Raw genomic sequence first — 22,670 nt, forward strand, 5'->3', positions numbered from 1 at the left:
ACCGAATATGGCCCTGACCCCCGAGTTTGACAGCTTCGCCCGTGCTTATGAGGCCGGCGAGAACCAGGTCGTTTACACCCGTCTGGCAGCCGATCTTGATACGCCTGTCTCCTTGATGCTGAAACTGACCGGCGCGCAAAAAGACGCCTTTATGCTCGAGTCGGTAACTGGTGGCGAGGTCCGCGGACGGTATTCGATCATCGGTATGAAACCCGACCTGATCTGGCGCTGTCGCGCTGAGACCTCGGAACTGAACCGCTCGGCCCGGTTCGACCCGGACGCTTTCACGGCGCAGGATGGCGATCCGATGGACAACCTTCGGACGCTTCTGGCCGAAAGCCGGATTGAGCTGCCTGACGACCTTCCACAAGCTGCGGCGGGACTATTTGGCTATCTCGGTTATGACATGGTGCGCTTGGTCGAGCATCTGCCGAACATCAACCCCGACCCTCTGGGCCTGCCGGATGCTGTCATGCTGCGTCCTTCTGTCGTCGCGGTTCTGGATGGTGTGAAGGGCGAAGTCACGGTCGTTTCCCCCGCCTGGGTCAGCGATGGCCAGTCAGCCAAGGCTGCGTATGCCCAGGCCGCCGAGCGCGTCATGGACGCAGTGCGCGATCTGGAGCGGGCGATGCCTGCTGAAACACGCGACCTTGGCGATGCGTACGAAGTCGCTCCACCCGTCTCGAATTTTACCAAGTCCGGCTATCTGGAAGCAGTCGAGAAAGCCAAGGAATACATTCGAGCTGGCGATATCTTTCAGGTAGTGCCAGCGCAACGCTGGACGCAGGATTTCCCGCTGCCTCCATTTGCGCTGTACCGGTCGCTTCGGCGAACAAACCCGTCGCCCTTCATGTTCTATTTTAACTTTGGCGGGTTTCAGGTGATCGGCGCCAGCCCGGAAATCCTGGTGCGCGTGTTTGGCAATGAAGTCACCATACGACCCATCGCCGGGACGCGTCCACGTGGAGCGACCCCGGAAGAGGACAAAGCTTACGAGATTGAATTGCTGGCCGACAAGAAAGAACTGGCCGAACATCTGATGCTGTTGGATCTAGGCCGCAATGACACCGGGCGGGTTTCAAAGATCGGAACGGTGCGCCCGACCGAAGAGTTCATCATTGAACGGTACAGCCATGTTATGCACATCGTTTCAAACGTTGTGGGTGAGCTGGCCGAGGGTAAGGATGCGCTGGACGCCTTTTTTGCGGGAATGCCTGCGGGGACGGTCTCGGGCGCGCCCAAGGTACGAGCCATGGAAATCATTGATGAGCTTGAGCCGGAAAAACGCGGTGTCTACGGCGGCGGCGTCGGCTATTTCAGCGCCGGCGGAGACATGGACATGTGTATCGCCCTGCGAACGGCCATCGTTCAGGATCAAAAGCTATATATTCAGGCCGGTGGTGGCGTTGTGTATGATAGCGATCCAGAGGCTGAATTCATGGAAACCGTCCACAAGTCCAACGCCATCAGACGCGCTGCGGCTGACGCGGCCCGATTTACGCTGTCCGGCAAGAATTGATAAAGGCAGCCCGTCTGGGCTGCCTGTTTCGGGGAAGGAAGCGACCGGGCCTATTTTGCCCCTTGCATCATCACCGCCGAAATAGGCGCCATTGCAACGCGGCCTCCGCGGTCTTCCAGACCCCAAAGCAGCAAGGCCGATATGGTATCCGGGCGCAACCGGCCCAACATGACAACAGTGCCTTCCTGCCCGGCCCGGAACGCAGCCTGGTCCAGGAAACGTCGCATGATTTTTGCATCCTGCCGCGCGCCGTCGATATCTCTGAAAATTACCGCAGACGGAATTCCATTACGGGAGGCCAGCTTCTGAACCGTGTTGAGCCCGTTATCCTGAGTGATCAGTCCTCGACCCGTTCCACCGGCGATGGCGGCGACCTGATCCGCCAGTTTCCGGTTACCCTGGATGCCGGATCCATCACCTTCAAGAATTCCTACAGTCTCGGGCAACGCTTCTAGCCACACCGAAAGCGATACCTCAGCATCCTGTGCGCTGGCCGCCTTGGGCAGGTCAGCAGTGACCATCACTTCGAACCCGGCCGCCCGATGTCGAGCCATTTTCTCAGCTGCATCGGGGTCTGATGGGCGCACCGCAAACGTAAGCGGATATGGGAAATCCTGAAGCGCTTCGGCGCCATATGCACCTTCATCGTCAATCAGAATGATCGACATGAGGGGTTTGGAATCCGGATTGTCAAACTTCTCTGCGAAGGCCTCGATCGGTTTACCTACAGGAACCTCTTCCTGCGGATCTTGGGCTGCTTCATCATCTCGTTCAGTCAAAGGCACTACACGACGCCCGATAGTGGTATTTCCCGAAGAGTTGTCCTCTGCGCCGATCTGCGGAACCGAGGCGATACGCGGTAGAGGCTGACTGGGCAGCGTGTCCTCGTCCCCTTCCACTGCGATTGGGCTATCCTCCGGATTCACCTCCAGCTCGATTGATTCCGAAGGCGAGACTTCGGGCAAGGGCTCGGCAAGAGCAACCTGATCAGCCGGTGGCTCAGGGGCATCTTCTGCGGCATCTGGGCTGAGGTCGGCAAGCGGCGCAGGCTGAACGGGGACAGGCATTCGCGGAACGACCGGGGCCTCACTCGAGATGCTTACGGAATCCGCCTCGCTCGGCGTCGGCGCTTCGACCGGAACGCTTACGTCATTCACTACCGGCTGGCTGTCCGGGGCGTTCTCTGCTTCGGATAAACCGGCCAGAGAATCCTCTTCTTCGACTTCATTCTCGGGCGTCTGCGCAGGGAGTTTGAGCAGATCGGCATCTGCACCCGCCTCAGCGACAACCTCGGAGCTCTCCGACGTCTGCACCGGTGCAGGTTCTGGTGCGACTGTCGCTATGGACGGCTTTTTCGACAGCGGCGCGTTGAGCGATAAGACTGCCCCCAGCACCACAACGACAACTGCGCCTGCGATCATTCCGCCGACAAATCCGCCCATAATATTTGCCTCTCGCCTTAGTCCTGCTGCCTTGCCCTTGCACCATCTGTTGTGGCACCTGCCTGCAGGACCGCCAAGTTCGGGATGCACCCTTGACGCTGCCCCACAAGCCTGAGCATGTATGTGCCAACACTATACCGTGGCCTTGGGTTGCATCGCCAGCCCGAAATGACCAACACGAGACAAGAGCCAAATGCTGCTGCTGATCGACAACTACGACTCATTTACCTACAACCTCGTACATTATTTAGGCGAACTTGGCTCGGAAATGGTCATTCGAAGGAATGACGCGCTGGACGTGCAAGAAGCGATGGCCATGAACCCCGCTGGCATCCTGCTCAGCCCTGGCCCTTGCGACCCTGACCGGGCAGGCATTTGCCTTGCCCTGACCGAGGCAGCCGCCGAAACACGGACGCCTTTGTTGGGTGTCTGCCTTGGCCATCAGACCATAGGTCAGGTTCTCGGTGGAAAAGTCACGCGTTGCCATGAGATTGTGCATGGCAAAATGGGAACAATGCACCACACCGGTAAAGGTGTGTTCGCGGGCCTGCCCACGCCGTTTGAGGCGACGCGCTATCATTCGCTGATTGTGGATCGCGATACCCTGCCCGATTGCCTGGAGATTACGGCGGAATTGGAAGATGGCACCATAATGGGCCTCCAGCACCGCGAACTGCCCATTCATGGCGTACAGTTCCACCCGGAATCCATCGCTTCCGAGCACGGCCACGCGTTGCTCAAGAATTTCCTGTCCGAGATGAAAGTTCCCGCATGAGCGACGCCCTGAAACCGCTGATCGGAGTTGCCGCCGACCGCCCCCTGACACGCGCCGAAGCGGAAGAAGCCTTTGGGATCCTGTTTGACGGCGCCGCAACACCCAGCCAGATCGGCGGGCTTTTGATGGCCATGCGCACACGCGGTGAGACCGTCGATGAATATGCCGCCGCCGCTGCCGTGATGCGTGCAAAATGCAATGCAGTTCAGGCACCAGCTGGCGCGATAGATATTGTGGGCACCGGCGGTGACGGCAAGGGAACGCTGAATATCTCGACAGCGACCGCCTTTGTGGTTGCAGGTGCCGGTGTCACCGTGGCCAAACACGGCAACCGGAACCTGAGTTCTAAATCCGGAGCCGCAGATGCGCTAGGTCAGCTGGGTATCAACGTTATGGTCGGCCCGCAAACCGTTGAAAATGCACTGCAAGATGTCGGCATCGGTTTCATGATGGCCCCTATGCATCACCCGGCGATTGCGCATGTCATGCCCACCCGGCAAGAGCTTGGGACACGGACGATCTTTAACATTCTCGGTCCGCTGACCAATCCGGCAGGCGTCAAGCGGCAGTTGACCGGAGCCTTTAGCCGAGAGTTGATCCGCCCGATGGCCGAAACGTTGGGCCTGCTTGGGTCCGAACGCGCATGGCTGGTGCACGGATCGGACGGCACAGACGAATTGACCATCACGGGTATCAGTTGGATTGCGGCCCTCGAAGACGGCACAATCAAAGAGGTCGAGCTTCACCCCGAAGATGCAGGGCTGCCGGTACATCCCTTCGAGGACATTCTCGGCGGAACCCCCGAAGAAAACGCAGTAGCCTTCCGAGCTCTTCTAGACGGCGAGGCCTCCGCCTATCGCGATGCGGTATTGTTGAATGCCGCAGCGGCCCTGGTCGTCGCAGAGGCCGCTGCTGATCTGCGCGAAGGTGTCGCAAAAGCCGCTGAAAGTATCGACAGCGGAAAAGCCAAAGACAAGATCGCGGCCCTGGCCCGCATTACTCAGGAGGCCGCATGACCGAAACGGTTCTGGACAAAATCAAAGCTTACAAGCTCGAAGAGGTCGCTTCGGACAAGGCCAATAAGTCTCTGGAAGCTATTGAAAACGAAGCAAGATCAGCCTCTGAACCACGCGGATTCGCATCAGCCTTGCAAATGGCTGTACGTACTGGGTACGGGCTGATTGCAGAAGTCAAAAAAGCCAGCCCCTCCAAAGGTCTGATCCGCGCTGACTTTGATCCACCAGCACTTGCACTGGCTTACGAAGAAGGTGGCGCTGCCTGCCTTTCCGTGTTGACCGACACGCCCAGCTTTCAGGGTGCCAAAGAGTTTCTGGTTCAGGCACGCGCAGCCTGTTCTTTGCCGGTTCTACGCAAAGATTTCATGTACGATCCCTATCAGGTGGCCGAAGCCCGCGCTCTTGGGGCGGATTGTATTCTGATCATCATGGCATCGGTTGATGACAGCCAGGCGTCTGAGTTGGAACAGACCGCCTTTGACTGGGGCATGGACGTTCTGATTGAAGTTCATGATGAAGCCGAGCTGGAACGTGCAACGCAGCTCAAAAGCCCGTTGATTGGGATAAACAACCGTAATCTCAAGACCTTCGAGACCACTCTTGATACCACACGCCGCCTGTCAAAACTTGTACCCGCTGACCGGACCATCGTTTGCGAAAGCGGGTTGAGCACTCCAGCAGACTTGGCCGATATCGCCCGTTTCGGTGCGCGTTGTTTTCTAATTGGCGAGAGCCTGATGCGTCAGGATGACGTCGCAGCAGCGACACACGATCTGCTGTCGCGTCCGCTCAGCCCGGGTGTGATGTGATGCCGCTGACTCACTTTGATGCCCAGGGACAGGCTCATATGGTCGATGTGTCGAACAAGCCCATCACGGATCGTGTCGCCGTCGCAGCGGCTCATATCACGATGGCACAAGATACGTTCGACTTGATCGCAGAAGGTCGCGCCAAAAAAGGTGACGTCTTGGGGGTTGCACGTCTGGCCGGTATCATGGGGGCAAAGAAGACACCCGATCTGATCCCGCTATGTCACCCACTGCCAGTGACTAAAGTTACCGTAGACCTGACACTGGACCCAGAATTACCCGGCATACAGGTACAGGCAACCGTCAAGACATCTGGTCAAACCGGCGTGGAAATGGAGGCGCTGACAGCGGCCTCAACCGCCGCACTGACCATATACGACATGGCCAAAGCCGTCGATAAGGCAATGGAAATTGGCGGCATTCGCGTCTTGCTAAAAGATGGTGGTAAATCAGGCCGTTACGAGGCGAAATGATAACCGTTGAAAGCGCCCGGGCGCAGTTATTCGATCTTGTAAACACCCTCCCCTCAGAGACGGCTCCCTTGATGGATGCGGCGGGTAGAGTACTGGCCGAGGATGTAGCAGCCACACGCGATCAGCCGCCATTCGCTTCGTCTTCGATGGATGGCTACGCGGTAAAATCGACCGAGGTAGAGCCGCACGCCATGTTCAAAGTCATTGGCGAGGCTGCGGCCGGTCGGCGATTTGACGGTCAGGTTGGACCCGGACAGGCGGTTCGGATCTTCACTGGCGCCCCTATTCCTGAAGGTGCAGATTTTGTTGTCATTCAAGAGGATGTTGATCGCCGAGGTGACCTAATCACCATTTCTGATCTGCCGGGCCCTAAATCCAACATTCGTCCAAAAGGCGTCGATTTCGAAATTGGCGCCAAGATTACGGCTCCACGTCGTTTGCGCCCCGAGGATCTGGCGCTTTTGGCGGCGATGAATATCCCCATGGTGCCGGTTGCACGTAAACCCGTGGTCGCGCTGATCGCAACCGGGGATGAATTGATCATGCCCGGCGAAACACCGGGACCGGATCAGATAATCGCCTCAAACACCTTTGGTATTAAAGCGTTGTTAGAGAATGTTGGAGCGCATGTTCGGGTTCTGCCTATCGCCTCTGACACGGTTTCGTCCCTTGAGACCGCCTTTGCTCTAGCAGCCGACGTTGATTTGGTGGTTACGATCGGCGGTGCCTCGGTTGGGGATTATGATCTTGTCTCTCAGGTCTCCACCGCACTGGGGTTGGAGCGGAGTTTTTACAAAATCCGCATGCGCCCCGGCAAACCGCTGATGGCCGGTCGCTTGGGCGATAGCGTGATGGTTGGACTTCCGGGTAATCCGGTCAGCGCAATGGTTTGCAGCTATCTGTTTCTTGCCCCGATGATCCGTAAGATGCTGGGCCTGGAACAGGTTCTGACCCCGCTTCAAAGCGCCAATTTAACCGAGGCTATCCCCGCGAATGGGCCGCGAGAGCATTACATGCGTGCCATCGTGACCGCGGACGGGATAAAAGCCTGCCAAAACCAGGACAGCTCGCTGCTCAGCGTCCTCGCCGAAGCAAACGCGCTCTTGGTTCGGCAACCGAATGATCCGGCGCGCCTGGCCGGTGACGAAGTGATGTTCCTTCCGATCTGAGACCGCGCAAAACCATTGACACAAAACGTGAACATGCGTAGAACAAAAGAAAACGTATGAGCGACGAGGTGTGAGCAATGCTGACCAAGAAGCAGTTGGATTTGTTGGAGTTCATCCATAAACGAGTTCAGGCGGATGGCGTCCCCCCAAGTTTCGATGAAATGAAAGCTGCGCTGGACCTGCGGTCCAAATCCGGCATCCATCGGTTGATCACAGCGCTTGAAGAACGCGGCTTTATCCGTCGTCTGGCCCATCGTGCCCGGGCCATCGAAATCGTCAAACTTCCTGAAAGCCTGGGAGGAGAGCCTACAGTCGCTTTCAAGCCCCGTGTTATCGAAGGTGACAAACCCGAAGGCAGACGCCCCGCGAATTTCGAACCAGTGACCGTTGACGCAATGGAATTGCCGGTCATGGGACGCATCGCAGCAGGTGTTCCGATCGAGGCGATCAGCCATGTCTCGCACCGCGTTGCCGTCCCCGGAAGCATGGTTTCCGGCAGAGGCGAGCACTACGCACTTGAAGTACGCGGCGATTCGATGATTGACGCAGGCATCAACGACGGGGATGTGGTCGTCATCCGCGAAACCTCCGCGGCTGATAATGGCGATATCGTTGTCGCTCTGGTCGAAGATCAGGAAGCAACGCTCAAACGGTTCTTTCGGAGAGGTCAGGCGATAGCGCTTGAGGCTGCCAACCCGGCCTATGAAACGCGTGTACTGCCCGAAGATAAGGTCAAGGTTCAGGGCCGTTTGGTTGGGCTGATCCGAAGCTATTGATCTTTAGCTGTCTGGCGACCACAGCCTTTTGCCTATGACTTCGGCACTGGTCATTACGTTTCCGCTAGACAGTGCAATACTTCCTGTCTTGGTCAGCAACTCGGGATCAATCACCATACAGGTGCCGGACAGCTGGACCGGAACAGCAGAGATGACGATTTGGTCATCTCCACATTCGCTGAATTCGCGCGCAGATCGTTTGCCGGTGAGGTGAATCAGCTCTTTGCCCTGCCAGAAATATCTTTGCGACAGATCTTTCCCATCGGGCCAGCGATTTGCGGCAGTTTTCTGGCTCGCGCCGTCTCCGTCGTTTTCAAGCCATACGGTTGCAATAAATTTGCTGCCCTTTTCCTTGCTCAGCGCGCGCCCCTGATCAGTCATCACACCAACCAACCCACCGGAAGCTGCGACCAAAACTTCCGGACGGTTACCCTGCCCCCAAAGCGCAATCGCCACCATGCAAGGTGCGACGCCGACCCACCTTGCCCCACCGCGCCACAAGGCGATCCACAGCGCGCCCAATGCAAATATGGGCAAGACGTAGGACGGTGGACTGACCACATATCCTTGCGCACCTTCCAGTCCCGAGATCCAGTCTGAAACCGCCAGAATCCATTCCAACCCTGCCCCCATGACCGCCAGCCCAATCCACTCAAGCCCGAATGGCGCCAGGATTGCGGCAATAACGGCCGCAGGAACCACGACGGTTCCCATCACCGGGACCGACAGCATATTCGCAACCAGCCCATAGTGAGACAGTGAATTGAAATGCGCGGCCCCAATCGGTGCGGTGGCAAGCCCCGCTATGGCAGATGACATCAATACCCCGATAATGGGCCGTAGCCATTTCGGCCCGAAAGCAGAACCGAAACCGCGTAAGGCTCCGAAAACGGCCACAAGTGCCGTTGTTGCAGCAAAAGACATCTGAAAACCGGGGCTTAACAGAGATTCTGGTCGCAACGACAGCACGATAAGGGCAGCGACGGCCACCGCGCGTAGCGAAATTGACCTTCTGTCGATCAAAATGGCCCCCAGCATTACGCTGACCATGATAAAGGCCCGCTCTGTTGCGACATTCCCGCCAGACAGCAATAGATAAACAACCGCCGCGACCAAGGCGCAAACCGCTGCAAACTTGCGGACCGGAAGTCTAAGAGCGAGCACCGGGACAGCAGACAGCGTGACCCTGCAGATCAGATAAATGAAACCTGTCAGCAACCCCATATGCAATCCGGATATCGCCAACAGATGAGCCAGATTAGATGCCCGTAGATTGTTCAGCGTTTCCTGCCCCATTCCGCTGCGATCACCCGTCGTGACAGCCGCGGCGAAACCTCCGACCTCTCCAGGCAGCAATGCGCGCACATACTCAGAGATCGCCATCCTCCACGCCGTGATGCGGAGATTGGTCCTGTCCGGCGGGGCAACCGACAACACCGGTACGCGCGTGTACCCGACCGCCCCTAAACGTTGAAACCATGCGTGGCGACGGAAATCGAAACCGCCGGGCTCTACCGGCCCCTGAGGCGGCGACAGATGACCTGTTGTCATGATCCTTTGCCCGGGAACCAGTGCGACATCCCCACCATGCAGGGAAAGTCGGACGCGCCGCGGGCGTCGATCCAAAGGCACGTCCCCTAACCGCACCCGATCGAGCGTTACCCGCAGCGCATCCGACGCAGAGCGGTCAATGGCGACAACACGTCCCTCGACCGGGCCATAGTACCGCCAAGACAGAACCGGCTCTGCCACCGTATGGGCACGTGCGCCGGCCAGGATAAACCCGGCAGCGATCAGCGCCCCCCCGATTGCCAACGAAGCCCAGCCAGACCGCGATTTGCGGGCCATCCCCATAGCTGCAACAATCACCGCGCTGAAACAAACGTAAATCTGCCACCCCGGCTCGAACCGGAGCGCGAAATACAGGCCGATGCCAATGGCCAAGCACACTGGTGACCACTGAAACAAATAGCCTGTCTGGTTCAGTAATGCGGTCTCGACCCGTGCCAGAACACGCATGGTTGCCCCCGTCCTTCGGGCTCGTTAGACAGGCGCCAAGTTAAGCCCGACACGGTTACCAAAAGGTTAATCCACACTATGTCCGATCAGGTCGTCACCCGTTTTGCACCTTCACCCACTGGTTTTCTTCACATCGGCGGCGCGCGCACTGCATTGTTCAACTGGCTCTTTGCTCGGGGACGTGGTGGCAAGTTTTTGTTGCGGATTGAGGACACGGACCGCGAACGCTCAACGCCAGAGGCAACTGCAGCAATTCTTCAGGGGATGTCCTGGTTGGGCCTGGACCATGATGGCGATGTGATCAGCCAATTCGAAGGCGCCCCGCGTCATGCTGAAGTGGCACATCAGCTGCTGGCGGACGGCAAAGCCTACAAATGTTTTTCGACCCAGGACGAAATCACAGCCTTTCGCGAACAGGCGCGTGCAGAGGGAAAATCGACGCTGTTCCAGAGCCCCTGGCGCGACGCTGACCCTTCGACCCAACCTGACGCCCCATATGCGATCCGCATAAAGGCACCGCGGGACGGGGTCACCGTGATCCGCGATCAGGTTCAGGGCGACGTGACAATCCGCAACGATCAGTTGGACGACATGATCCTGCTGCGCTCGGACGGAACACCGGTTTATATGCTGGCGGTTGTTGTGGATGATCACGACATGGGTGTGACCCATGTTATCCGGGGCGACGATCACCTGAACAATGCCGCACGCCAGATGATGATCTATGAAGCCATGGGTTGGGATGTTCCGGTCTGGGCACATATTCCGTTGATTCATGGTCCGGACGGCAAGAAACTATCCAAACGTCACGGAGCTTTGGGTGCCCAAGAATATCAGGCGATGGGGTACCCGGCCGCGGGTATGCGCAACTATCTAGCCCGTCTCGGCTGGAGCCATGGGGATGACGAATTCTTTACAGATGAGCAGGCGAAAGAGTGGTTCGATCTGGCTGGAATTGGTAAAAGCCCTGCACGGTTCGATCTGAAAAAGCTCGAGAATCTATGTGGTCAGCATATTCCAATCACTGGCGATGCCGCGTTGCGGCAGGAAATTCAGGGATACTTGGCGGCGGCGGGACTGCCCGCTCTCACCAATGCACAATCAGGTGATCTGGAACGTGCGATGTATTGCCTCAAGGATCGGGCACGCACATTCCCGGAACTCCTTGAAAAAGCGCATTTTGTGCTGACGTCACGCCCGATTAAACCTGATGAGAAGGCTGCAAAGGCGCTGTCCTCTGTATCCGACGGTATACTGAGTGAATTGACGCCGCACGTGCAAAATGCTAGCTGGACCCGGAACGAACTGGAGAGTGCCCTGAACTCGTTTGCAGAAGCGAAAGGGCTAAAGTTTGGCAAGCTGGCAGGGCCGTTGCGCGCTGCATTGGCTGGTCGGGCTGTAACGCCTTCGGTTTTTGATATGATGCTTGTGCTTGGGCGGGATGAAACCCTGGCACGGCTCTCCGACGCAGCGACATAACCAAAGGTTTCACATTTGGGTAACGCTGCTCCGCTAACACCCGGGCTGCGCCCCTGTGCGCAACCGTTGCCCGCCGAAACGGACGACGATCCGTTTCACGTATGAATGAGGAAGGGACATTATGACCGACAGCAATAAATCAGCCACTTTGACCGTACATGGTAAAACATACGAGTTGCCGGTTCATTCGCCTACCGTGGGACCTGATGTCATCGACATCCGCAAGCTGTACAGCGAAGCGGATGTGTTCACCTATGACCCCGGCTTCACATCGACCGCCAGCTGCGACAGCACCATCACCTATATCGACGGCGAAAAAGGTGAACTGCTGCACCGTGGCTATCCGATCGACCAGTTGGCCGAGAAATCGCATTTCCTCGAAGTGTGCTACCTGTTGCTTTATGGAGAGCTGCCGGCGGCCAAGGAACTGGAAAAGTTTGAAACCACGATCACCCGCCACACCATGCTGCACGAACAGATGCAATATTTCTATCGTGGCTTCCGCCGTGATGCGCATCCGATGGCGATCATGGTTGGTGTCGTGGGCGCGATGTCTGCGTTCTATCACGATTCGACCGATGTTTCCGACCCGCATCAGCGTGAGGTCGCATCCCATCGTCTGATCGCCAAGATGCCGACCATAGCTGCCTGGGCTTACAAGTATCACACCGGTCAGCCTTTCGTGTACCCGCGCAACGATCTGGATTATGCGTCAAACTTCCTGCGCATGTGCTTCAGCGTCCCTGCCGAGGAATATGAGGTGAACCCAATCCTCAGCCGCGCGATGGACCGCATCTTTACTCTGCACGCGGATCACGAACAGAATGCCTCGACTTCGACTGTGCGTTTGGCCTCGTCCTCGGGGGCGAACCCGTTTGCGTGTATTGCCGCTGGTATCGCGTGTCTTTGGGGCCCTGCCCATGGCGGCGCAAACCAGGCCTGCCTTGAAATGCTGGAAGAAATTGGCACGGTTGACCGTATCCCGGAATTTATCGCCCGCGCCAAAGACAAGGCTGATCCGTTCCGCCTGATGGGCTTTGGTCACCGCGTCTATAAGAACTTTGACCCGCGCGCCAAGGTTATGAAGCAATCCGCCGACGAAGTGTTGGATCTGCTGGGGATTGAGGACAATCCCAAGCTGCAAGTCGCCAAGGCGCTGGAAAAACAGGCACTGGAAGATCCGTATTTCTCCGAAAAGAAACTGTTCCCGAACGTGGACTTCTATTCAGGGATCATCCTCGAGGCGATGGGTTTCCCGACATCGATGTTCACCCCGATTTTCGCACTGTCGCGCACCGTTGGCTGGGTCAGTCAGTGGAAAGAGATGATCGCAGATCCACAGAACAAAATCGGCCGCCCGCGCCAGCTCTATCTGGGCGAAACCAGTCGCGATTACGTGGACATCGAAAAACGCTGATTTCGATCCCCAACAAACCAAACAGCCCCGGACCAGAATCCGGGGCTGATTTGTTAGAACAGCGTCAACTGGTCCCCGGCTTGGGGCGGGATATCGAACAAATCGCACCGCAGCTTCGGGGTGCGCGTTGCAAGGCCCAGTCGTTTTACAGCCAGTGAAAACCGCTTAGCCACCATCTCGGCATATTCGCCCTCACCGCGCATTCGGTGGCCCCAGCGCGGATCATAGTCCCTGCCCCCGTGCATTTGCCGAAGCTTGGACATGACTTTTTCGGCGCGCGTTGGCTCTTGCTCTTGCAGCCAGGTTTGCCAAAGTTCCGAAACTTCGCGCGGCAACCGCAGCATAATCCAGCTTGCTGCATCCGCCCCGGCATCCCTGCCCGCCTCTAACAGGCTTTCCATCTCATGATCTGTCAAACCGGGAATTGAAGGTGAGGTCATGACCCGCACCGGAACCCCCGCTTCGGTCAGCATGCGAATGATTTTCAGGCGCCGATTTGGCGCGGGTGCCCGTGGCTCCATTCGGCGCGATAAATCCGCATCCAACGTGGTCAGAGATATCCCGACCCGAACCAAACCCTGTTCCGCCATCTGTGCGAGCAGATCGAGGTCACGTTCGATCAGTGCCCCCTTGGTCACAATCGCAACCGGATGGCGAAACTCAGTAAGCACCGACAAACAAGACCTTGTGATTCCGAGGTTTTTTTCAACTGGCTGATAAGGGTCGGTATTGGTTCCAATCGCAATCGGCGCAACACTGTAACCTTTCGCAGAAAGCTCTTTGCGAAGAAGCTCGGCCGCATTGGGTCGGGCAATCAAGCGCGTCTCAAAATCCAGCCCCGGCGACAGACCCAGATAGGCGTGGCTGGGCCGTGCAAAGCAATAGATGCAGCCGTGCTCGCACCCCCGGTAGGGGTTGATCGAACGATCAAATGGCAAGTCGGGAGAGCGGTTATAAGTGATTATGCTGCGTGCCGTCTCGTGCCTGACTTCAGTCCGCAACGGAGGAAGATCGTCATCATACCCCCAGCCGTCATCGCAGGGGATTGTGTCAAACCGTTCGAATCTGCCTGCCGTATTTTCCGTGGCTGCTCGCCCCTTGGCAATGGCCGAAGGAAGGTTTGTTCTACTTTTGTTCATGCCATTTGGTATATGGAATATCGACCGGTCCGGCAAGCGGCACATTTACCTTTCTGAGGCATCATCAGAGCCCCAATCAGGCCCTGGACATTTGGTGCATTTGAACGAATTGCAGGATGTTCATGTGTAAAATGACGTCGAGATAACGACAAATTTGGCCTATAGGTCGGTCTCGGAACTGCCAAGGTCGCAATCGTCACAGTAGTATTACGGCGAAATGGCCAAAACGGAAAAAATGCCACCACGGGCGCAAGGCCCGAACAGCTCAGGGAAACGCCCCATGTCCGATGAAGAAGACATCGTCCTGTCCGAACTGAACGACGACGAACTGGTCGAACAGATGTTCGATGACCTTTACGACGGTCTGAAAGAAGAAATCGAAGAAGGTGTGAACATCCTGCTGGAGCGCGGATGGACACCTTATGACATCCTGACCAAGGCACTGGTCGGCGGCATGACGGTTGTGGGCCACGACTTCCGTGACGGCATTCTGTTCGTACCCGAGGTCTTGCTGGCCGCAAACGCAATGAAGGGCGGCATGTTTATCCTCAAGCCACTGCTGGCAGAAACCGGCGCACCGCGCGTTGGAAAAATGGTGATCGGCACTGTTAAGGGCGACATTCACGACATTGGCAAAAACCTGGTGTCAATGATGATGGAAGGCGCCGGATTCGAGGTTGTTGATATCGGCATCAACAACCCCGTCGAAAACTATCTGGAAGCGCTTGATACCGAACAGCCCGATATCCTGGGCATGTCGGCCCTGCTGACGACGACCATGCCATATATGAAAGTCGTGATCGACACACTGATCGAACAGGGTCGGCGCGACGACTATATCGTTCTGGTTGGCGGCGCGCCCCTGAACGAAGAGTTCGGCAAGGCGATCGGTGCTGATGCCTATTGCCGTGACGCAGCCGTAGCGGTTGAGACCGCAAAGGATTTTGTCTCGCGCAAGCACAATCAGCTGGCGGGTTGATCGACGTCTAGACCATTTCAGGGCCGTCCGGTTTTCGGGCGGCCTTTTTCATTTATTCACCCTACCCTGATCCGAAGCCGACATTATGTGTCGAATACGGGCTTGCCAGCCACCGAATATGCCGATTTTCTAGATAACGAGAAAGAGGCGCGAAATGACTCAGGACCAACTTCCCGACGACGCCAGCCTGACAACGCAGGGCTATTCAGACCATCACGGCGCAGGGCGAATTCTGTTATTGGCCTGCGGTGCGCTGGCGCGGGAAATCCTGGACCTAAAGCGTCGTAACGGCTGGGATCATATGGAACTGACCTGCCTGCCCGCCATCTTGCACGTCCACCCGGAACGAATCACGCAGGCGGTGGAAGAGGCCGTTGCCAAACACCGCGACCAATACGATAAAGTTTATGTCGTCTATGCAGATTGCGGCACCGGTGGCCTGTTGCAGAAAGCCTGCGAGGAGATGGGTGTGGAGATGATTAAAGGGCCCCACTGCTATTCTTTCTTCGAGGGGAACCAGGTCTTTGAAAATCGCGGCGAGGATGAAACTACAGCGTTCTACCTAACAGATTTTCTGGCACGTCAATTCGATGCCTTCGTCTGGAAGCCGCTGGGGCTGGATCGGCACCCCGAGCTTAGGGAAATGTATTTCGGCAACTACACGAAACTGGTTTATCAGGCACAGACTGATGATGCGGTTCTGACCGAACGGGCCAAGGAGTGCGCAGACCGAATGGGCCTAGCTTTCGAGCGCCGTTTTACCGGCTATGGTGATCTGCAATCCACGCTGAGCGACTGGGCCAGCCGCCCGCTTTAGGCGGCCTCTATCGCGACCTCGCGGATACGGTCGATCATCGCCCTCAAACCGTTAGATCGTTGCGCGGAAAGATGATCGTTTAACCCCAGCCGCGCCAGTTCGCCTCCTGCGTCAACCTGCGGGACTTCTTGAACCGGCAGGCCGTTATATAGGGATCGCAGAACCGCAATCAGCCCCCGCACGATCAGAGCATCACTGTCGCCGTCAAAATGAAAGATCCCTCCCTCGACACTGGGATGCAGCCAGACCTGGCTGGCGCAACCATGTACTTTGGTTGCAGGCACCTTCAACGCATCATCCATTGGCGCCATCGCTTTCCCCTGCTCGATGACATGGCGGTACCGGTCTTCCCAGTCCTCCAGGAATTCGAAATCTTCGACGATTTCTTCAAAAGCAGGTGTCGCCATCTCGGGGCTGTCCTCTCATTGGGTTCACATTTTTGAACTATGATCCTGACCAGCATCTGTCCAGCCCCCCACGTGGCTTTTCAAACCCGGAAAAGTGCGATAACTCATTGCCATATAGACTGCTCTGGGTGTTGTGACGATGAAGAAATCACTGTCTGTTCTTTTGGCTGCTGCCTTGACCCTGTCGGCTTGCAGCGCTTGGCGTGATTCTCGGGTCAACCCGACAAACTGGTTTGGGTCCAGTACTCCGGCACCCTCTGAAGTCTCGGTGAACGATGCAAATGCGCTGGTTCCCCAGACAGACGATGGTGTTGGCCTGTTTTCCAAGAAGCCACCCGAGGATAAGAGCTTCCCGATCGCCAAGATCGAAGAATTGCGGATCGATCCAATTCCGAATGGAGCTATCGTTTACACGACTGGGATTGCTGCAAGGCAGGGTGCATATAATGCGCGGCTTGTTCGTGTTGAAAGCGAAGAGAATGCGAAAAATGGCATTCTCGAATTCACGTTCCGTGTCGACTACCCGTCATATGCGACAAGCCAGGGGACCGAACGGTCCCGAAGGGTATCCAATGCAATCAATATCAGCCGAGACGAGCTTGCTAACATTCGGCTGGTCCGCGTCAAAGGGGAACAAAATGCCCTGGAATCCCGCCGCAGGTAATTCCTGCTAAAGCTCTACGACCGTGACGGTCTGCCCTTTAGCTGCCAGGGCGATTTTGCCATCGCACAGTTTCAGGGCGTCTTCGCCGAATACCTCGAACCGCCAACCGGACATTGCAGGTAACTCCCGTTCACCGGCTGCGATCTGATCCAGTTCGGAACTGGTAGCAATCAGTTTGGCGGCCACGCCCGAGCTTTCCGTTTTTGATTTCAGCAGCACCCGCAATAGGTCGGCAAGCGCAGGATTTACCTTCAACTTGTCACGGCTGGTATCAATCTTGGGCAATTTTTCTGGTGGGCAATTAACACCCTTTTTGACGGCGGCCAGAATCCCATCCGCAATGACCCCTTTGCGGGCCTCGCGCAGCAGCAGGCGCGATCCACCCAAATCTGAGAAAGATTTCGGCTTGGTCGATGCCAGTTCGATCAGCGCGTCATCTTTGAACACCCGGCTGCGCGGTACGTTGTTTTCCTGCGCATAGGCTTCGCGGAACTCGGCCAACTCGCGAACAACAGCCAAAAACTTGGCCGAGTTCGTCCGGGTTTTGATACGCTTCCACGCATTTTCGGGCTGGATCTCATAGGTGCCGGATTGCGTCAGCGTGCGCAGCTCTTCCGCGACCCAATGGCTGCGCTTGGTTTTCGTCAGCTCGGCCGCCAGATATTCATAGATTTTCCGCAGATGCGTTACATCCGCCAGCGCATAAGTCTTTTGCGCCTCGGACAGCGGACGGCGTGACCAGTCGGTGAATCGAGAGGTCTTGTCCACGCCTTCCTTACAAATCTTGCGCACCAGGGTTTCATAGCCAACCTGCTCGCCAAATCCGCAGACCATAGCAGCGACCTGCGTGTCGAACAGAGGGTTGGGGAACACACCCGCCTCAACCCAGAAAATCTCAAGATCCTGACGGGCTGCGTGAAATACTTTGACCACGCTTTCATCGGCGAAGAGCTCGTACAAAGGCTCCAGAGTCATCCCTTCGGCCAACGGGTCGACCAAAACGGCGCTGTCTTCGTCGGGCGACGGGACCGCCAGTTGAAGCAGGCAAAGTTTTGAATAGTAGGTCCGTTCGCGCAGGAACTCGGTATCTACGGTTACGTAATCAAAGGCCGCAGCCGCTTTGCAGAAATCGGCCAGCTCTTGCGTCGTCGTGAGGGTTTTCATTCGTGGTGCTATTCTTGCTTTTGTTTTTAATCACCCGTCAGTCCTACACGTTTCCGGGCCGTCGGGCGAACCATAGGCCGAATGGCAACCGCGTGTAAATCACCCCGCGGGATTCACGGCAAAAGCACCGGCGTGCGGTCATTTCCGGCAAAGCGGCGCAATACGGCCGGATAAAGCCTGTGTTCGTAGGTCAGAACGCGCGCCGCCAAAGTCTCAGGAGTGTCTCCAGCCTCAATATTCAGGCGGGCTTGCCCCAAGATTGGGCCATCGTCCAGCGCTGCGGTCACTTCGTGAACCGAGCATCCATGCTCAATATCACCTGCTGCAATCGCACGGGCATGGGTGTTCAGACCCTTGTATTTTGGCAACAGTGACGGGTGGATGTTCAGCATCCGACCCTGAAAGCGCGAGACGAAATCACCGGTCAGCACCCGCATGAACCCAGCCAAACACACGATGTCCGGTTGTGCTTGCTCTAACGGTTTCAGCAGCTCGGCCTCAAAAGCTGCGCGGTCGCCTTTGAAGGGTCGGTGATCAACGGCTGCGGTTGCAATTCCCCGATCAGCTGCCTTTTTCAGCCCGCCTGCCCCGGCATCGTTCGACAAGACCAAACAAGGTCTGGCCGGATGGTCACCGGTCATGCTGTCGACCAGAGAGACCATATTCGACCCCCCGCCCGAGATCAGAATGGCGACGCGCTTATGGCTCACAGCAATTTGCCCGAATAGGCCACTCCTGCGGTGTCGGTTACGGTGCCAATCCGCGAAACCGTCTCACCAGCTTGGGCCAGCAGTGCGGACAGGTCGTCGGCCTGCTCTGCGCCGCAAACCACGATCATGCCGATGCCGCAGTTGAAAGTCTTGAGCATCTCGGATTCAGCAATACCGCCGGTTTCTGCCATCCAGCGGAATACGGGTGGCAAATCCCAGGAGTTCAAGTCGATCTGGGCACCCAGCCCTTCGGGCAGCACCCGTGGCAGGTTTTCGGTCAGGCCACCGCCGGTGATATGGGCGAGCGCATGCACCCCGCCTGTCCGGATCGCCTGTAGCGCAGGTTTCACGTAAAGGCGCGTCGGGGTCAGCAGTGCCTCGCCCAGCGATCCATCCCCAAAGGGCGATGCCGCATCCCAACCCAAGCCCGAAAGCTCGACCAGCTTGCGCACTAGCGAATAGCCATTGGAATGCACCCCGTTTGAGGCCAGCCCAAGCAACACGTCACCCTGTTGAACATCTGCAGGAAGGTGTGCGCCGCGCTCCATCGCACCGACCGAAAACCCGGCCAAATCGAAATCACCATCGGGATACATGCCCGGCATCTCGGCTGTTTCACCACCGATCAATGCGCAATCCGATTGAACGCAGCCTTCGGCAATGCCCTCAATAATCCGTGCGGCGGTCTCGGTATCCAGTTTGCCTGTTGCGAAATAGTCGAGGAAGAAAAGTGGCTCGGCCCCCTGACAGATCAGATCGTTGACGCACATGGCCACAAGATCGATACCGACGCCATCGACCAGGCCTGTATCAATCGCGATCCGCAACTTGGTGCCAACACCGTCGGTGGCGCCGACAAGAATCGGATCCCGATAACCTGCATCCTTCAGGTCGAACAATGCGCCGAACCCGCCCAGCCCGCTCATCACACCGGATCTGTTGGTCCGCTTGGCAGCAGGTTTTATCCGGTCGACCAGAGCATTCCCCGCATCAATATCAACGCCCGCATCCGCGTAGGTGATTCCGTTTTTGCCCGCTGTCATGGCCAACCTCTTTTGAATGGTTCCCGCGCGGGTTAGTCGATTGTTGGAGATGTTGCAACGGTCAGGCTTGACGCGGGCGTTCACCATGATAGGCAAAGCGCCTAGGCGGGCCTGTAGCTCAATTGGTTAGAGCAGAGCGCTCATAACGCTTTGGTTGGGGGTTCGAGTCCCTCCGGGCCTACCAAATTCCGCAAATTTTCCTTTAGAAACAACGATCGACTGGCCCGAAAATAGAGAGAGATGCTCCACGACCTAACAATAGGTTGCGAGGCAAGTGCCCCACGGTTTCAGGACATATCTTCGATTCCCGCCCGGGATATCCCGGTAACTTTTCAGGCGCTTGAATCAGTTTATCGGTCACTGAACATCCGACAAGCCAAGATGAACTCACACCAGATTTGGCAGAGCAGAGGTCCGGTGCACGATGCTCTAGCGACCGATGATAATATCGGCACACAGACCGCCCAGATGTTCGCTTTTGCCCAATCGAAGCACGCCGCCATGGGCTCGGGCGACATCTGCCACAATGGCCAACCCTAGACCAACACCGCTGCCCCGATTCTGGTTGCGCGCCGGATCCAATCGCGAGAAAGGTTTGACCGCTTCGGTGCGCTGCTCGGGCGGAATACCCGGACCATCATCTTCGACGCGGATACGCAGCGATTTGGAAGAGACCGACAGGCTGATCTCAGCGCGATTTCCATACCTGACCGCATTCCCGATCAAATTCTCTACCGCGCGACGAATAGCCGTCGGGCGCAACATCGCGGTTCCTGCGCCATCAACCTTTACCAATTCGACCTTATGCCCTGCCCTGCACGCATCCTTGACGATCTGCCGAAGGAACCTCTCAGGGTCTACGGATTCCGGCGCCACTTCTGCCGCTCCTTTGGAAAAATCCAAAAACGCGTCCAGCAATAGCTGCATTTCATCCACGTCCTGTTGCAATGGCGCTGCCTCACCTTCGGGTAACAAAGACAGCCCAAGCTTGAGACGCGTCAAAGGCGTTCGCAAATCGTGGCTGACACCGGACAGCATCATGGTGCGCTGCTCCATCTGACGCTCAATCCGGGCGCGCATATCCAGAAACGCACTGCCAGCGGCCCGCACCTCGATCGCGCCGCCTGGCGAGTAAGGAACAACCCGCCCGCGTCCGAACGCCTGTGCAGCCTCGGCCAGACGGGTGATCGGTCGTAGCTGGTTGCGCATGTACAAAAACGAAATGGTTGTCATGATGATCGCAAAGAACAAGACGGTCACAATCAACTGATGCGGCGCGGTTGGGGACAATCGCCGACGGTCGAAAGTTAGCTGCAATACACCCAAATCCGTCTGCAGATACAATCGAGCCTCCTGCCCGCTTGGCAAGGCGACCGCTACAAGATCGGGAAGCAGGGCGCGCAACTCGGATTCGACTTGAGGTGCAATGAAATCATACCAGCGGCGATTCCCGATGACTGGCGTTTCGTTTATCCCGAGAAACCGCAGTTTCATATCAAGCGCGGCCAGATCGGGCCGAAGTTCGGCCACCGCCTGATGCTGCGTTTCAGAATGTTCTATCACATCCGTAACCAGCGTAACCTCACGCGATGCGGCACGAGTCATTTGCGCGGTGACATCTTCCAGGTGCTTTTGCAAAAAGGCGACACTGATCACCAGCAGCATCACCACCACCGGCAAAATGAGAATCAAAGCCGCCCGAGCATACAGGCTGCGCGGCATATAAAGTTTGAGCCATTGCGTCGTCATGGGTTAAACCTAACGGGCTGTTCAGACGAGAGAAAGAGTGCAGAATGCAAGCACCGGACGATTTCAATCCAATGCCAGGTCGAGATGACGAATTACAACCGGGCCTGAGGCGGATTCTTGCCCCCAACCCGTCTCCGATGACATATCGCGGCACCAATACATACTTGCTTGGCCAAACCGATCTTGCGGTGATTGACCCCGGCCCTGCCAATGCGGACCATCTGGATGCAATCCTGAACGCGGTTAAACCCGGACAACGGATCAGCCACATCATTGTCACACATTCTCATCTGGACCACTCTCCGCTTGCTGCACCGCTGGCCGAACGAACGCAAGCAAAGATCATTGCTTTCGGAGGCCCCGAAGCAGGCCGCAGTGAGGTGATGGCCGAATTGGCTACTCAGGGGCTCGCAGGCGGAGGTGAAGGGATCGACACGGCGTTCCGCCCGCATATCGAAGTCGAAGATGGAGATGTAATCGCCGCCGAAGGGTGGCAGTTGAATGTGATCCATACGCCCGGTCATCTTGGTAACCATATCGCGCTGGGTTGGGGGGATGTCTGCTTTACCGCCGATCATGTGATGGGTTGGGCCAGTTCACTGGTGTCACCACCTGATGGTGATCTGACCGATTTCATGGCGGCTTGCGAAAAGCTAGGGCAACATAACTGGTCCGTATTCCACGCAGGGCATGGCGCACCGATTAACGACCCTGCCAAAAGGCTCGATTGGTTGATCACCCACCGGCGCGCCCGGGAAAAACAGATTCTGTATGCTTTGGAAACCAGGCCAGGGACCGCCCGGGAATTGGCCGAGCGAATCTATACCGAAACCCCCGCCGCCCTGTTGCCCGCTGCCGAACGGAATGTATTCGCCCATCTCGTTGATCTTACGTGCCGATTTCTGGTTGCACCGCAGTCAAAGTTATCCGTCGGCGCGATCTTCGCCAGAACCCCATAGATGCCGAGGTAAATTTTTTTCCAAAACCGCGCTTCCCCTCTGGACGGCGAAATTTCGGGTTGCTATATGGCGCGAACCGTTCCGGCGTAGCTCAGCGGTAGAGCAGTTGACTGTTAATCAATTGGTCGTAGGTTCGATCCCTACC

The 22,670-nt window shown here is 56.9% G+C and carries 21 protein-coding genes and 2 tRNA genes; 15 read left to right on the forward strand and 8 right to left on the reverse strand.

Annotated elements, in window-relative coordinates:
- The first annotated feature begins 7 nt into the window (after window positions 1-7).
- Complete coding sequence (gene trpE / locus AC2FH8_RS03045; protein WP_142633617.1) at window positions 8-1,519, forward strand: anthranilate synthase component I; 1,512 nt, start codon at window positions 8-10, stop codon at window positions 1,517-1,519.
- Between the two features lie 50 nt (window positions 1,520-1,569).
- Here trpE and AC2FH8_RS03050 read toward each other — a convergent pair whose 3' ends face one another.
- Window positions 1,570-2,961: a divergent polysaccharide deacetylase family protein gene (locus AC2FH8_RS03050; protein ID WP_496688187.1), complete on the reverse strand. Its 1,392-nt coding sequence runs from the start codon at window positions 2,959-2,961 to the stop codon at window positions 1,570-1,572.
- Between the two features lie 193 nt (window positions 2,962-3,154).
- On the opposite strand from AC2FH8_RS03050, the gene AC2FH8_RS03055 reads away from it, so the two are divergent.
- The 6 genes from AC2FH8_RS03055 to lexA all read left to right on the forward strand — a co-directional run bounded on the left by AC2FH8_RS03055 (window position 3,155) and on the right by lexA (window position 7,979).
- The gene (locus AC2FH8_RS03055; RefSeq protein ID WP_496688189.1) at window positions 3,155-3,736 is read left to right on the forward strand and encodes an anthranilate synthase component II; all 582 of its coding nucleotides are present in this window, start codon (window positions 3,155-3,157) and stop codon (window positions 3,734-3,736) included.
- Window positions 3,733-4,752, forward strand: a complete 1,020-nt coding sequence (trpD, locus tag AC2FH8_RS03060) for an anthranilate phosphoribosyltransferase (protein WP_142633610.1) — start codon at window positions 3,733-3,735, stop codon at window positions 4,750-4,752. The genes AC2FH8_RS03055 and trpD overlap by 4 nt, the downstream gene beginning before the upstream one ends.
- The gene (gene trpC, locus AC2FH8_RS03065; RefSeq protein WP_496688191.1) at window positions 4,749-5,561 is read left to right on the forward strand and encodes an indole-3-glycerol phosphate synthase TrpC; all 813 of its coding nucleotides are present in this window, start codon (window positions 4,749-4,751) and stop codon (window positions 5,559-5,561) included. Before trpD ends, trpC begins: the two co-directional genes overlap by 4 nt.
- Window positions 5,561-6,034 carry a cyclic pyranopterin monophosphate synthase MoaC gene (gene moaC / locus AC2FH8_RS03070; protein WP_142633607.1) on the forward strand — a complete coding sequence of 158 codons (474 nt, stop codon included), beginning with the start codon at window positions 5,561-5,563 and terminating at the stop codon, window positions 6,032-6,034. The genes trpC and moaC overlap by 1 nt, the downstream gene beginning before the upstream one ends.
- A complete protein-coding gene (locus AC2FH8_RS03075) occupies window positions 6,031-7,203 on the forward strand; it encodes a molybdopterin molybdotransferase MoeA (RefSeq protein WP_281994568.1) in 1,173 nt (390 codons plus the stop codon). Before moaC ends, AC2FH8_RS03075 begins: the two co-directional genes overlap by 4 nt.
- A gap of 77 nt (window positions 7,204-7,280) precedes the next feature.
- On the forward strand, window positions 7,281-7,979 hold the full coding sequence (gene lexA, locus AC2FH8_RS03080) for a transcriptional repressor LexA (protein WP_142633603.1): 699 nt from the start codon (window positions 7,281-7,283) through the stop codon (window positions 7,977-7,979).
- Window positions 7,980-7,982: 3 nt separating this feature from the next.
- Here the strand turns inward: lexA and AC2FH8_RS03085 are convergent, their stop codons facing one another.
- Window positions 7,983-9,998 (reverse strand): ComEC/Rec2 family competence protein, encoded by a 2,016-nt coding sequence (locus AC2FH8_RS03085; protein WP_496688193.1) that lies wholly within the window; start codon window positions 9,996-9,998, stop codon window positions 7,983-7,985.
- Window positions 9,999-10,076: 78 nt separating this feature from the next.
- Between AC2FH8_RS03085 and gltX the strand changes: the two genes are divergently transcribed.
- Window positions 10,077-11,477 (forward strand): glutamate--tRNA ligase, encoded by a 1,401-nt coding sequence (gene gltX / locus AC2FH8_RS03090; RefSeq protein ID WP_496688195.1) that lies wholly within the window; start codon window positions 10,077-10,079, stop codon window positions 11,475-11,477.
- A gap of 121 nt (window positions 11,478-11,598) precedes the next feature.
- Window positions 11,599-12,894: a citrate synthase gene (gene gltA, locus AC2FH8_RS03095; protein ID WP_142633596.1), complete on the forward strand. Its 1,296-nt coding sequence runs from the start codon at window positions 11,599-11,601 to the stop codon at window positions 12,892-12,894.
- A 53-nt stretch (window positions 12,895-12,947) separates the two neighbouring features.
- On the opposite strand, the gene AC2FH8_RS03100 is transcribed toward gltA, so the two are convergent.
- On the reverse strand, window positions 12,948-14,033 hold the full coding sequence (locus AC2FH8_RS03100; protein WP_496688196.1) for a PA0069 family radical SAM protein: 1,086 nt from the start codon (window positions 14,031-14,033) through the stop codon (window positions 12,948-12,950).
- 280 nt (window positions 14,034-14,313) lie between these two features.
- Here AC2FH8_RS03100 and AC2FH8_RS03105 point away from each other — a divergent pair, with 280 nt between their 5' ends.
- Together AC2FH8_RS03105 and AC2FH8_RS03110 are read left to right on the forward strand one after the other, a co-directional pair.
- Complete coding sequence (locus tag AC2FH8_RS03105) at window positions 14,314-15,012, forward strand: corrinoid protein (RefSeq protein ID WP_271947279.1); 699 nt, start codon at window positions 14,314-14,316, stop codon at window positions 15,010-15,012.
- Window positions 15,013-15,166: 154 nt separating this feature from the next.
- A complete protein-coding gene (locus AC2FH8_RS03110) occupies window positions 15,167-15,829 on the forward strand; it encodes a DUF1638 domain-containing protein (protein ID WP_142633590.1) in 663 nt (220 codons plus the stop codon).
- On the opposite strand, the gene AC2FH8_RS03115 is transcribed toward AC2FH8_RS03110, so the two are convergent.
- Window positions 15,826-16,236 (reverse strand): SufE family protein, encoded by a 411-nt coding sequence (locus AC2FH8_RS03115; protein ID WP_496688197.1) that lies wholly within the window; start codon window positions 16,234-16,236, stop codon window positions 15,826-15,828. The two genes, AC2FH8_RS03110 and AC2FH8_RS03115, sit on opposite strands and share 4 nt — an antisense overlap.
- A gap of 139 nt (window positions 16,237-16,375) precedes the next feature.
- Here AC2FH8_RS03115 and AC2FH8_RS03120 point away from each other — a divergent pair, with 139 nt between their 5' ends.
- Window positions 16,376-16,900: a hypothetical protein gene (locus AC2FH8_RS03120; RefSeq protein WP_271947285.1), complete on the forward strand. Its 525-nt coding sequence runs from the start codon at window positions 16,376-16,378 to the stop codon at window positions 16,898-16,900.
- Window positions 16,901-16,906: 6 nt separating this feature from the next.
- On the opposite strand, the gene rnd is transcribed toward AC2FH8_RS03120, so the two are convergent.
- From rnd to purM, 3 genes are all read right to left on the reverse strand, one after another.
- On the reverse strand, window positions 16,907-18,064 hold the full coding sequence (gene rnd / locus AC2FH8_RS03125) for a ribonuclease D (RefSeq protein ID WP_496688199.1): 1,158 nt from the start codon (window positions 18,062-18,064) through the stop codon (window positions 16,907-16,909).
- Window positions 18,065-18,177: 113 nt separating this feature from the next.
- Window positions 18,178-18,774 carry a phosphoribosylglycinamide formyltransferase gene (gene purN / locus AC2FH8_RS03130; RefSeq protein WP_142633582.1) on the reverse strand — a complete coding sequence of 199 codons (597 nt, stop codon included), beginning with the start codon at window positions 18,772-18,774 and terminating at the stop codon, window positions 18,178-18,180.
- Window positions 18,771-19,817: a phosphoribosylformylglycinamidine cyclo-ligase gene (gene purM, locus AC2FH8_RS03135; RefSeq protein WP_496688201.1), complete on the reverse strand. Its 1,047-nt coding sequence runs from the start codon at window positions 19,815-19,817 to the stop codon at window positions 18,771-18,773. The genes purN and purM overlap by 4 nt, the downstream gene beginning before the upstream one ends.
- A 107-nt stretch (window positions 19,818-19,924) precedes the next feature.
- Here purM and AC2FH8_RS03140 point away from each other — a divergent pair.
- Window positions 19,925-20,001 (forward strand) — tRNA-Ile (locus AC2FH8_RS03140).
- Window positions 20,002-20,246: 245 nt separating this feature from the next.
- On the opposite strand, the gene AC2FH8_RS03145 is transcribed toward AC2FH8_RS03140, so the two are convergent.
- Window positions 20,247-21,566: an ATP-binding protein gene (locus tag AC2FH8_RS03145; RefSeq protein ID WP_142633580.1), complete on the reverse strand. Its 1,320-nt coding sequence runs from the start codon at window positions 21,564-21,566 to the stop codon at window positions 20,247-20,249.
- A gap of 44 nt (window positions 21,567-21,610) precedes the next feature.
- Between AC2FH8_RS03145 and AC2FH8_RS03150 the strand changes: the two genes are divergently transcribed.
- Window positions 21,611-22,525: an MBL fold metallo-hydrolase gene (locus AC2FH8_RS03150; protein ID WP_142633579.1), complete on the forward strand. Its 915-nt coding sequence runs from the start codon at window positions 21,611-21,613 to the stop codon at window positions 22,523-22,525.
- Window positions 22,526-22,613: 88 nt separating this feature from the next.
- A tRNA-Asn gene (locus AC2FH8_RS03155) sits at window positions 22,614-22,670 on the forward strand.

The sequence above is a fragment of the Ruegeria sp. CDSC025 genome, assembly GCF_059610805.1.

Bases quoted from the DNA above. Each gene is read 5' to 3' on its own strand.
- trpE (WP_142633617.1), top strand. From the start codon at position 8: ATGGCCCTGACCCCCGAGTTTGACAGCTTCGCCCGTGCTTATGAGGCC.
- AC2FH8_RS03050 (WP_496688187.1), bottom strand. From the start codon at position 2,961: ATGGGCGGATTTGTCGGCGGAATGATCGCAGGCGCAGTTGTCGTTGTG.
- AC2FH8_RS03055 (WP_496688189.1), top strand. From the start codon at position 3,155: ATGCTGCTGCTGATCGACAACTACGACTCATTTACCTACAACCTCGTA.
- trpD (WP_142633610.1), top strand. From the start codon at position 3,733: ATGAGCGACGCCCTGAAACCGCTGATCGGAGTTGCCGCCGACCGCCCC.
- trpC (WP_496688191.1), top strand. From the start codon at position 4,749: ATGACCGAAACGGTTCTGGACAAAATCAAAGCTTACAAGCTCGAAGAG.
- moaC (WP_142633607.1), top strand. From the start codon at position 5,561: ATGCCGCTGACTCACTTTGATGCCCAGGGACAGGCTCATATGGTCGAT.
- AC2FH8_RS03075 (WP_281994568.1), top strand. From the start codon at position 6,031: ATGATAACCGTTGAAAGCGCCCGGGCGCAGTTATTCGATCTTGTAAAC.
- lexA (WP_142633603.1), top strand. From the start codon at position 7,281: ATGCTGACCAAGAAGCAGTTGGATTTGTTGGAGTTCATCCATAAACGA.
- AC2FH8_RS03085 (WP_496688193.1), bottom strand. From the start codon at position 9,998: ATGCGTGTTCTGGCACGGGTCGAGACCGCATTACTGAACCAGACAGGC.
- gltX (WP_496688195.1), top strand. From the start codon at position 10,077: ATGTCCGATCAGGTCGTCACCCGTTTTGCACCTTCACCCACTGGTTTT.
- gltA (WP_142633596.1), top strand. From the start codon at position 11,599: ATGACCGACAGCAATAAATCAGCCACTTTGACCGTACATGGTAAAACA.
- AC2FH8_RS03100 (WP_496688196.1), bottom strand. From the start codon at position 14,033: ATGAACAAAAGTAGAACAAACCTTCCTTCGGCCATTGCCAAGGGGCGA.
- AC2FH8_RS03105 (WP_271947279.1), top strand. From the start codon at position 14,314: ATGTCCGATGAAGAAGACATCGTCCTGTCCGAACTGAACGACGACGAA.
- AC2FH8_RS03110 (WP_142633590.1), top strand. From the start codon at position 15,167: ATGACTCAGGACCAACTTCCCGACGACGCCAGCCTGACAACGCAGGGC.
- AC2FH8_RS03115 (WP_496688197.1), bottom strand. From the start codon at position 16,236: ATGGCGACACCTGCTTTTGAAGAAATCGTCGAAGATTTCGAATTCCTG.
- AC2FH8_RS03120 (WP_271947285.1), top strand. From the start codon at position 16,376: ATGAAGAAATCACTGTCTGTTCTTTTGGCTGCTGCCTTGACCCTGTCG.
- rnd (WP_496688199.1), bottom strand. From the start codon at position 18,064: ATGAAAACCCTCACGACGACGCAAGAGCTGGCCGATTTCTGCAAAGCG.
- purM (WP_496688201.1), bottom strand. From the start codon at position 19,817: ATGACAGCGGGCAAAAACGGAATCACCTACGCGGATGCGGGCGTTGAT.
- AC2FH8_RS03145 (WP_142633580.1), bottom strand. From the start codon at position 21,566: ATGACGACGCAATGGCTCAAACTTTATATGCCGCGCAGCCTGTATGCT.
- AC2FH8_RS03150 (WP_142633579.1), top strand. From the start codon at position 21,611: ATGCAAGCACCGGACGATTTCAATCCAATGCCAGGTCGAGATGACGAA.